At 69.3% G+C, this 9062-nt stretch carries 8 protein-coding genes and 1 pseudogene; 4 read left to right on the top strand and 5 right to left on the bottom strand.

What is annotated here, in order from left to right; genetic code table 11:
- The 3 genes from recG to A5646_RS00615 all read right to left on the bottom strand — a co-directional run.
- Positions 1 to 1888: ATP-dependent DNA helicase RecG (gene recG / locus A5646_RS00605; protein ID WP_067019097.1), on the bottom strand; the 1888-nt coding region annotated here is incomplete at its 3' end.
- A gap of 2 nt (positions 1889 to 1890) precedes the next feature.
- On the bottom strand, positions 1891 to 3591 hold the full coding sequence (locus tag A5646_RS00610) for a DAK2 domain-containing protein (protein WP_067019106.1): 1701 nt from the start codon (positions 3589 to 3591) through the stop codon (positions 1891 to 1893).
- Between the two features lie 174 nt (positions 3592 to 3765).
- A complete protein-coding gene (locus tag A5646_RS00615; RefSeq protein ID WP_369806895.1) occupies positions 3766 to 4419 on the bottom strand; it encodes a transglycosylase in 654 nt (217 codons plus the stop codon).
- Positions 4420 to 4916: 497 nt separating this feature from the next.
- Here A5646_RS00615 and rpmB point away from each other — a divergent pair, with 497 nt between their 5' ends.
- Entirely contained in the window at positions 4917 to 5111 is a 195-nt protein-coding gene (gene rpmB, locus A5646_RS00620; protein WP_046185726.1) for a 50S ribosomal protein L28, read from the top strand.
- A gap of 13 nt (positions 5112 to 5124) precedes the next feature.
- Here the strand turns inward: rpmB and A5646_RS00625 are convergent, their stop codons facing one another.
- Both A5646_RS00625 and A5646_RS00630 read right to left on the bottom strand, forming a co-directional pair.
- Positions 5125 to 5946 (bottom strand): mycofactocin-coupled SDR family oxidoreductase, encoded by an 822-nt coding sequence (locus A5646_RS00625; RefSeq protein WP_066877490.1) that lies wholly within the window; start codon positions 5944 to 5946, stop codon positions 5125 to 5127.
- Positions 5947 to 5948: 2 nt separating this feature from the next.
- The gene (locus tag A5646_RS00630) at positions 5949 to 6839 is read right to left on the bottom strand and encodes an SDR family NAD(P)-dependent oxidoreductase (RefSeq protein ID WP_066861996.1); all 891 of its coding nucleotides are present in this window, start codon (positions 6837 to 6839) and stop codon (positions 5949 to 5951) included.
- Between the two features lie 94 nt (positions 6840 to 6933).
- On the opposite strand from A5646_RS00630, the gene A5646_RS00635 reads away from it, so the two are divergent.
- The 3 genes and pseudogenes from A5646_RS00635 to A5646_RS00645 all read left to right on the top strand — a co-directional run.
- Complete coding sequence (locus A5646_RS00635) at positions 6934 to 7377, top strand: nuclear transport factor 2 family protein (RefSeq protein WP_066861998.1); 444 nt, start codon at positions 6934 to 6936, stop codon at positions 7375 to 7377.
- A gap of 3 nt (positions 7378 to 7380) precedes the next feature.
- Complete coding sequence (locus tag A5646_RS00640) at positions 7381 to 8595, top strand: sulfotransferase (RefSeq protein ID WP_067019100.1); 1215 nt, start codon at positions 7381 to 7383, stop codon at positions 8593 to 8595.
- A pseudogene (locus A5646_RS00645) lies at positions 8588 to 8902 on the top strand (hypothetical protein); the annotation flags it as partial. The gene A5646_RS00640 and the pseudogene A5646_RS00645, both read left to right, overlap by 8 nt.
- Positions 8903 to 9062: the final 160 nt, after the last annotated feature.

Consider the following 9062-nt stretch of genomic DNA (forward strand, 5'->3'; position numbering starts at 1 on the left):
GCTGGCCACGGCCGATCCGGCCGCGCAGCTGGTGCAACTGACTGATCCCGAACCGGTCGGCGTCCATCACCAGCATCACGGTGGCGTTGGGGACGTCGACGCCCACCTCGATGACGGTGGTGCACACCAGCACATCGACATCACCGGCCCGGAAGGCCGCCATGGCGGCGTCCTTCTCCTCGGCGGACAGCCGCCCGTGCATCAGGCCCAGCCGCAGGTTCGCCAACTCCCCGGAGCGCAGCCGGGCGTACAGACCCTCGGCGGTCTCCGGCGCCTTGGCGTTCTGCTCATCGCCCGGATCGTCGCTCTCGTCGATGCGCGGCGCCACCACGTAGGCCTGACGGCCGGCGGCGACCTCCTCGGCTATCCGCTGCCAGGCCCGGCCGAGCCACGCGGGCTTGTCCTTGACGAAGATGACGTTGCTGGTGATCGGCTGGCGCCCACGCGGAAGTTCGCGCAGCGTCGAGGTTTCCAGATCCCCGTACACGGTGAGCGCGACGGTACGCGGTATCGGCGTGGCGGTCATCACCAGCAGGTGCGGCGTCACACCGGGACGGGCCTTGGCGCGCAGCTGATCTCGCTGCTCGACACCGAAGCGGTGTTGCTCGTCGACCACCACCATGCCCAGGTTGTCGAATTCCACCGCGTCCTGCAGCAGGGCGTGGGTGCCCACGACGATGCCGACCTCACCGCCGGCGATCTCGGCGCGGATCTGCTTTTTCTGCGCGGCGGTCATCGAACCGGTCAGCAGCGCCAGCCGGGTGCCGTTATCGGCGCCACCCAGCTGCCCGGCCATCGCCAACGGGCCGAGCACATCGCGGATCGATCGGAGATGTTGCGCGGCAAGCACTTCCGTCGGCGCCAGCAGCGCACACTGATATCCGGCGTCCACCATCTGCAGCATCGCCAGCACCGAGACGATCGTCTTGCCCGAACCCACCTCGCCCTGCAGCAGCCGGTTCAACGGCCGGCTCGCCGCGAGCCCCTCGGACAGCACGCCGAGCACCTCGCGCTGCCCCGCGGTCAACTCGAAGGGCAAGCGCCCCAACAGTTGTGTGACCAAGCCGTCCGGGCGCCGCGGCGCCGGCGGTCCCGACTCCGACAGTTCACCGTGGCGGCGGGCCACCAACGCCCACTGCAGACCGACGGCTTCGTCGAAGGTCAGGCGCTCGCGGGCCCGCTGCCGCCGCGGCTCGCTCTCGGCGAGATGGATGTCGCGCAATGCCTGGTCCTCGGAGATCAGGCCGAATTTCGCGCGCAACTCCTCGGGCAGCGGATCCGGCACCGGGTCGAGCACGTCGAGCACCTGGCGCACGCACGAAAAGATGTCCCAGCTCTGCAATTTCGTGCTGGCGGGATAGATCGGGAAGAAATGGCGTTCGTAGGCATCCAGCAATTCTTCGCCGCTGGTGGCGCCCGAGGCGTTGGCGATGTTCTTCAGCGACCGCGTCCCGCGGTTGCGTCCGTCCGGCGAGTCGACGATGAGGAACGCCGGGTGCGTCAGCTGCATGACGTTCCGGAAGAACCCGACCTCCCCGGAGAGCATCACCTTGGTGCCCTTGGTCAGGTCCTTCTTCAAGTAGTTCGCGTTGAAGAACGTCGCGGTCACCTTGCTGCGGCCCGAGCCGAGGGTGATGCGGTGGCACAGCTTCTTCGGGTTCTTCTTCATCGGAAACGTCTCGGTTTCGGCGATCGTGTCGACGATGGTGATGTGCTCGCCCATTTCGGGCCGCTCGTCGTCGGAACCCCACCGCGAGGCGCCCTCCGTATAGCTGCGCGGATAGTGGCGCAGCAGGGCGTCGACGGTGCGGATGCCGAAGACCTCGTCGAGCGATTCGGCGGCCTTGGCTCCCACCACGAAGTCCAGCCGGTCGCCCAGCGACACCATCGCTACTCGACCCCGATCAGCAGCGCGTCACCGTGGTGGCCGGTGCGGTAAGTGACCAGTTCGGTCCCGGGGTGGTGATCGTGCATGTGTTCTTCCAGAATGTCGCCGAGCGCGCCGGCATTGGCATCGGAGCCGTCGATGCCGGCGCCCAGCAGCACCGTCACCAGGTCGCCGCCCGAGGCCAGCAGCAGGTCGAGCAGGCCTATCGCCGCCCCGACCGCATCGGCGGCCACGATCAGCACCTCGTCGCCCGCGATGCCCAGGCCGTCGCCGGGCCGGCAGCGCCCCGCCCAGGTCAGCGCGCTCTCGGTCGCGATGCGCACCGAGCCGTGCCGCGCCGCACCGGCGGCGCGGGCCATGGTGTAGCCGTCGTCCACCGCCTGCCGGTCGGTTTCGTGCACGGCCAGCGCGGCCAGCCCCTGCACCATCGAGCCGGTCGGGATCGGCACCACATCGATGCCCCAGCCGATCGCCGCGGTGCAACCGGCCACCAACTCCTCGGCCGCCACGTAGCCATTGGGTAGCACCATCACCTGTGCGGCGCCGGTGTCCACGATGGCCCGCATCAGTTGGTGCGCGCTGATGTTGGTGACGGGATCGTGCCCGGTCGATTCGCGTTGCAGCACGCTGGCGCCCTCCCCGGCGAACAGCTCGGCGGCGCCGTCCCCGTCGACCACCGCCAGCACGGCGCGCTCCCGCGTCCAGCCGCCGGCGGGCAGGCCCGGGGCGCCCGAGCTCAGCGCCGAGATGACGATGCGGCTCAGCCGCCCGGCCGCCAGGCCCGCTTCCACGGCGGCGCCGGCGTCGTCGGTGTGCACGTGGACCGAGTACGTGCGCTGCGCCGACGACGGCGCCGACGCGATGCCCACCGAATCGCCCAACTCCCCCAACCGATCCCGCAGCCTGTCCGCCGCCGCGGGCTCGCAGTCGTCCAGCCGGTACATCACCTCGAAGTGGGGCGCCGGGCGCTGCGCGGACGCCTCCGGTTGCAGTTCCCGCGGCGACAGCTCGTACACCGTGCGGGCGGGAGCCTGCCCGGTGATGGTGCAGCGCAGCGCGTCCAGCAGGACCAGCAGTCCGCGCCCGCCGGCGTCCACGGCGCCGGCGTCGGCGAGCACGTCGAGTTGTTCGGGCGTCTTCTCCAGGGCGACCACCGCCGCGTCGCCGGCCGCGATGACCGCCGGCACCAGACCGTCCCCGGCCCGGGCGCACTGCGCGACGGCGTGGGCGGCCGCCCGCAGGACCGAGACGATGGTCCCGGGGATCTCCTCACCGCCCATCGAGCTGATGACCAGCTCCACGCCGCGCTGCAGCGCCGCACCGAGGATCGCGACGTCGATGTGCGACAGCTCGCCCCCGGCATCGGCGGCCGCGGTCGCGGTGACGTCGGCGAGGCCCCGCAGGATCTGCGACAGGATCACGCCGGAATTGCCGCGGGCGCCGTTCAGCGCGCCGGCCGACAGCGCCGCCGCTGCCCGCGCCACGCAGCCCGATCCGGCCTCGGCGCCCGCGTTGGCCTCTGCCAGGGCGGAACGCATGGTGAACAGCATGTTGGCGCCGGTGTCGGAGTCGGCGACGGGGAAGACGTTGAGCCGGTTGATTTCGTCGATGTGCGTGATCAGGTCGCTGACGGCGGTGTGCGCCCAGTCGCGCAGGGTGGTCGCGTCCAGGAGACGATCCTGCGACGTATCCGCAGTGCCCAGTGTGACCCACCTCCTCCGCACCAGTCCCCCGGTGGGCGCCAGCGTAGCCGGGCGCCGGAGCCGCTGCGCTCAGTTGCTCTGCGCCGTTGAGGAAGATCGAACAGTAGCGGACGTATTTGGTCGAGGTAGTCCTCGACGCCACATTTTCCGGCCAAGAAGGTATCGCAGGCGGGTTTAATAGCCCTGCCGGATACCGGGATTGGCCTGGCCCACCAACATGCGCTCATTGCTGCCGTCGCGGCTGACGCCGTAGCGGCTCATCTGATAGTTCATCGACGCGCACGCGGTGGCCACCGGATCCCACGCCGAGTTCGACGTCCCGGGCTGGTGAAAGGCCGCGAAGGTATCCGGCATCACCTGCCACGGGCCCCGCGTGGCGTGCAGCGGGCCGCCGTCGAGCTGGGAAGGCCCATAGGCGTTGCTGTCCGACAGGTTGATCGCACCCGAATGAAACTGCGACTCGTGATCGGCGATGGTCATCATGCCCTCGATCCAGTGACCACGGGCCGCCGCGTCGGTGACCCCGATCCGGGTCAGCGCCTCCTCGAGATAGCCGCGGATCGCCTCGGGTCCGTCGGGCCACACTTCCCGGCCGTCGAAAGCGACCTGCCGCAGCTGGATGCCGCCCTCGCGCACGGCCGCCGCCTCTTGCACCGCAGGACGAGGCGCATCGGGCTGCCACCACCACGTCGCACCGGCCGCTGCCCTGGGGCCCGCCCCGCCCTGCCCGGCGCCATACTGGCCGCCCACGGCGGTCGGGCAGTTAACCGAGGTGCTTCCGATGGCGACGCTGCCCAGCGCCGCCACCACCAGATAGGCCGTCGCCACCCGGCGCAACCTCGAGACCAACCGTCGTACGCCCACCGGAGAGCCCCGCCGGCTTTCGACGCGGGCTGGACCGGCGGCGTTTTCGGCGCGCGCAACCACCCCGCGCACTCCCCTCAAACCTGCCGATATTTGCTTCCCAGCCTCATCCGCAGCTCCGCGCGGGCCGGCACCGCCGGGAAGAAGACTTCAGCCAAATCGACACGCCGTCCGCGCCTGACACAGGCAGCGACCGCGCCGACCATCGGCGGCGCTGTCATCCTAGCGACCGGGCACGCCATCCACCCCGGTCAAAGCCCCTACTGTGATCGACTGCATGTCGACCATGCGAGAGGGTTGCAGCGCACAGCAAACCGGCGCGACCGCGCGTAACCGCAGGGTCGGCCCCTGACGACCGTTTTGGTGGTTGCCGGAGGAGTCGGTATCCTCAGGTGTGCCCGGTGCAACCTGGGCTGTCCCGGCCGAATTGCCGGACCCCCGAGATTTGAGGAGCTTGAACAATGGCCGCTGTGTGCGACATCTGCGGGAAAGGCCCCGGCTTCGGTAAGTCGGTGTCACACTCCCACCGCCGCACCAGCCGCCGGTGGGACCCCAACGTTCAGACCGTGCACGTCGTCACCCGCCCGGGCGGCAACAAGCAGCGCCTGAACGTCTGCACCTCCTGCATCAAGGCCGGCAAGGTCGTCCGGGGCTGACGGCAGCCGTTGTTCACATGACGACGTGGCCGGCGTCCACCGGGATCGCCGCGCCGGTGATGTAGCGCGATCGCGGCCCGGCAAGCCAGAGCACCGCTTCGGTGACGTCCTGCGCCTCGACCAGCGGCACGTCGGGTAGCAGCGTCTGCGACAGGGCCGGGTTGGGGTTCTCCAGCATCCGGTTCACCACGAAATCGTTGAGGATCATCGGCGTCGCAACCCCGCTCGGGTGGATCGAATTAACCCGAATCTTGTGCGGCGCATAGGCATTCGCCGCCGAGCGCATCAACCCCACCACACCGTGTTTGGACGCGGCGTAGGCGAACATCGCCGCGCTGCCGTCGCCACCGCGGCCGGTCAGGCCCTGTGACGAGCTGACCAGCACCACCGAGCCGCCCCGGCCCTTGCGCACGATCGAGGGCACCGTCGCCAGCAGCGTGTGCCACACACCCTTGAGGTTGGTGTCGACGATCGTGTTGAACACCGGTTCGGACTCGGGGTCGGTGACGCCGATGGCCACCACCCCGGCGTTGGCGACGACGATGTCGATGTCGCCGAGCTCGTCGACGCCGGCCTGCACCCCGGCCTGCAGCGCCTGGAGGTCGCGGACGTCCGCGGCGACGGACACCGCCTTGCGACCGGCCGCCTGGACCAGCTGTACGGTCTCGGCGAGCTCGGATTCGGTCCCCAGGGCGTAGGGGATCGCCTCGAGGTCGGCGCAGATGTCGACGGCGATGATGTCGGCGCCCTGCTCGGCCAGCGCCACGGCGTGGCTGCGGCCCTGGCCGCGCGCGGCGCCGGTGATGACGGCCACCGTGTTGTCGAAGTCGCCCATGACTACACCTCCAGTTGTGTGCCGGTCTCGCGTTCGGCGAAGGTCACCAGCCGCGCGGCCGTGTCGTAATCGCAGGCCAGCGGCGTGCGGCCGATCAGCACCGGGCCGCCGCGCAGCCCGAACCTGCCGCTGACCCCGACGTAACTGCCCGGCGGGATCGGCTCGCTGATGCAGTACAGCGTCGGCGCCGCGCCCTCGTCGATGTCGTTGGCCAGCCGGTCGGCCACCACCTTGACCCCTTTGTGGGCCAGCGACATCAGCCGTGAGTCGCCGAGGTTCGACAGGTTGGAGGCCACCCACCCCGGGTGGGTGAGCTGCGTGACGATCGGCGATCCGGCCGCGCGCAGCCTGCGGTCGAGCTCCAGCCCCCACAGCATGACCGCGAGCTTCGACTGCGCGTAGGCGCCCAGCCTCGTCCACTTGTGCCGGCGCAGATGCAGGTCGTCCAGGTGCAGCGTCGCCGACCGGTGTGCGTCGGAGCCGACGTTGATGATCTGCGAACGCACCCTTCCCAGCAGCAGATTGGTGAGCGCGAACGGTCCGAGCAGGTTGGTGCCCAGTGTCATCTCGAAGCCGTCGACCGTCTCGGTGCGCCGGTCGGTCAGGGCACCGGCGTTGTTGATCAGGATGTCGACCGGCCCGTCGATCAGATCCGCGAAGGCACGCACCGACGACAGGTCGGCGAGGTCGAGCTTGACCACAGCGGTCGACCCACCCATTTCGGTGGCGCGTTGCTTCCCGAGTTCGGTGTTGCGCACCGCCAGGATCACGTGCGCCCCGGCTTTGGCGAGCGCACGCGCCGTGCCGAGCCCGACGCCGTTGGTTGCCCCGGTCACGATCACGCGTTTGCCGGTCAGGTTGCCGAGCCGGCTCGGCGTCCACGGTAGGGTCACGGCGATCAGAGTAATGGTCGGTTCTATGTAAGTTGGACCGGTTCTGCCAACATTGTTGCGGAACAGAGCGGAAAACTCCCGAGGCGGTTCGACAATGAGTGACAGCGCCACCGAGATCACCAACCTCATCTACACCTATGCGCAGCTTCTCGACGGCGGCGACCTGGACGGCGTGGCCCGGTTATTCGAGCACGGCCGCATCTGCGGGATCCAGGACGGCCCGCCCGAGACGGTGTTCGCCGGTTCCGCCCGGGTGCGGGAGATGTATGACATGGCCACCCGGATCTACGAGGACGGCACCCCGAAGACCAAACACAACACGACCAATGTGCAGCTCTACATCGACGAGGCGGCCGGGACCGCGCAGAGCACGTCCTATTACTGCGTCACGCAGGCCACCGATGAGCTGCCGCTGCAGGTCATCGTGACCGGGCATTACAAGGACACGTTCCACCGCGTGGACGGAGCCTGGCGCTTCGACAGCCGCACCATGTTCGTCGACCAGGTCGGCGACGTCAGCCGGCATCTGAAGTTCTGACCCGTGGCATCCGCGAGCGCGTCCGACGGCCCGTTCGACCCGGCCGCCGTGCTGGCCGAGGCGCAACGCAAGGAAGAGCTAAGCGATTGGGGCCCAGGCCAATTCGACGGAGCGCTGCGGATGTTGCTGGCCGACTATGCCCGCGCCGACCTCAACGGCCTCAATGCCCAGGGCGTGCACATCCTGCGGTCCGGCATCGTGCACAGCCTGCGGATGCGGCTGCGCGCGCAGGAGTGGATCCGCCGGCACCCGGAGATCCTCGACGAGCGGGTGGCCGCGCCGATCGTGGTCGTCGGGATGATGCGCAGCGGCACCACGCTGCTGCAGCGGCTGCTGGCCGCCGACCCGCGCTTCGTCTGCGCCTACGGCTGGGAGGTGGTCGAGGTCGCGCCGCGCCTGGACCATCGGTTCACCGACGCGCCCGATCCGCGGATCGCGATCAGCGAAGCGCGCGAAGCGAAATCCCGCGAACTGGCGCCCGAATTGTTCTCGATTCACCCGATGTATGCCAGGGAGGCCGAGGAGGAGATCGTCTTTTTGGCCGACGCGTTCTTGTCGCACGTTCCCGAATCGGGGGCGCACCTGCCGCGGTACCGGTCCTGGCTCGACGACCAGGACTTCTCCCCCGCTTACGGCTATCTGCACCGGATGCTGCAGTTCCTGCAGTGGCAGAAACGGCAGCGGGGCGCCCACGGCCGGCGATGGGTGCTCAAATCCCCTGCGCACCTTGGGTATTTGCATCTGTTGCGTGCCCAGTTCCCCGACCTGCACCTCGTGCACATGCATCGCGACCCGCGCACCACCATCGCGTCGGGGGCCAGCCTGAACGCGACCCTGCACGCGATGCACGCCGATGCCGTCGACGTGCACCGGGTCGGTGCGCAATGGCTGGAGCGGATGGGCTGGACCAATGACCGGGCGATGGCGATCCGCGACGGCTGGACCGATCAGGATGCCGTGGTCACCGACATCGGGTTCGACGAGGCGGTGGCCGACCCGATCGGCCAGGTGGCCCGCGTCTACGACGCCGTCGGCCTGCCGCTGACCGCGCAGGCCGAGGACGCGATGCGGCGCTGGCTGGCCCACCGCCCCCGTGAGGTGCCGCGGCCGCCTTACGGACTGGAGCCCTACGGCCTGCGTCCCGAGCAGGTCGATGAGCGATTCACGTTGTACAACAAGCGTTTCGGACGGCAAATCGGAGGAACTGCGCATGCCTGAACACCCGGTCGCGACGGCGTCCCAGCACGAGCAGGAGCTGGCGGCCCTCGACCTGATCGAGCACCCTACCGTCAAGGCCGCCTACGGCGCGGTCGCCGAGACCTGGCTCGGTCGCGCCAAGGCGTCGGAGGCGATGCGCGAACGGTTCGACGACGCGTTCGCCGAGGTGATGTTCTCGGCGGCGGTGTGGTCGTCCAATCAGGACAAGCTGCGACCGAAGGTCAGTTGCATCACCCGGCTCGCGCACCCGGTGGACGGCCGTCGCATTCCCGGATCGCGGTGGGGCATCGACAATCCCGACAGCGTGAAGTAGTTCTCGGTCATCCGGTGCTCGCCGACCCGGCCGTGGATCTCGTAGCGCTCGTCGCCGGAGATCGGGATCACCCGGTACACGCTGTCGGGATTGTCGATGCCCCACCGCGATCCGGGAATGCGACGGCCGTCCACCGGGTGCGCGAGCCGGGTGA

Origin of the sequence: Mycobacterium sp. 1245499.0 (assembly GCF_001673615.1) — a bacterium.
GTDB lineage: Bacteria > Actinomycetota > Actinomycetes > Mycobacteriales > Mycobacteriaceae > Mycobacterium > Mycobacterium europaeum_A.